General features: G+C 37.6%; 1 protein-coding gene. It reads right to left on the bottom strand.

Going from position 1 to position 1,093, the window contains the following annotated elements; all coding sequences use genetic code 11:
* Positions 1-66: 66 nt before the first annotated feature.
* Positions 67-525: a DUF5392 family protein gene (locus tag LD39_RS14235; protein ID WP_035548370.1), complete on the bottom strand. Its 459-nt coding sequence runs from the start codon at positions 523-525 to the stop codon at positions 67-69.
* Positions 526-1,093: the final 568 nt, after the last annotated feature.

The raw sequence follows: 1,093 nt of genomic DNA, 5'->3' as shown, positions 1-1,093 counted from the left end.
ATTCCAACCACGAAGTATCTAACAAAAAGCGCTCTGAGCTGTTTTCCCTCAAAGCGCTTTTTATGTTCATTGAATTGTTTCATGACTCTTAAATTTACTAACTTTTTGCCGGTTTTCTTCTTCTAGAAATTCTGCAAAGATGTTCATAGAGTACAAGGGGTCATTCGTAACGGAATCGATATACTTTTTTCGGCTTGACTCGTATACGAACTCCGTCTTCTCGATTCTCTCTTTTATATGTCGAACACTCGATTTTTGAATTTCGCTCCAAAGAAATTTAACTTCCTTCTGAAGAGCCATTCCGAAAGCTCCCACCACACTGAAAAAAGTGAGAGGAATAAAGTAAAGGGTATTAAAGTCCACACTAAGTATCAAGCCGAGGATATTAAAGAGAGCTAGCGAGATAGCGATGAAAGAAATCAAAGAATACTTTCTGATTTTACGATAAAGAGGCTTTGTATTTTTTTCTAACTCTTTAAATTCCTCTACAATATAATCCGGTAAATGCTTTGTTTTCCTTCTCATGTTCTCACTCCTTTGTTTAATAGACATCCCACGAGAGTTTCTTTCCCCCTATCCATTTCCATAAAAAAAGTAACCTATACTACATTTGAACAAAACTCTCGACATAGAAAAAGCACAACTCTAGTTAAAGAATTGTGCCAATGCCCACGTATTTAAACTTACCACTAAGATGGTTTTACTCCACTACTTTGCAACCTCAAAAGAGATTCCTTTAATAAATTAACGGTTGAACCTAAGTGCCACACCTGCGACTCTTCCAAACACTAGAGGACCACCCATTAAGAGGGCACTTGTAGAGGTTGTGACTGCAATTACTTTCTGACTTAATCGAAGACTTATTTTGAACGTGATGATCACTTAATTAACACGCTATTTTTCTGACCTGCATTCTATCCTTGCATGTAAATGCCTAACAATCGTAAGCACAAAAAAGAGGCTGGGACATAAGTAAAGTAGCGGTGGAAAAAAACGAACATTGAAAACTTGTATGAAATAAACTCAGATTCTTAGCGTAGACAAAACACAGAGACTCCTACGGGAACAGCGCGAGCTGAAGATCCCGCAGGAA

The organism is Halobacillus sp. BBL2006, assembly GCF_000786645.1.
In the GTDB taxonomy this organism is placed as follows: Bacteria; Bacillota; Bacilli; order Bacillales; family Halobacillaceae; genus Halobacillus.
This window is presented reverse-complemented; position numbering and strand designations above follow the sequence as displayed.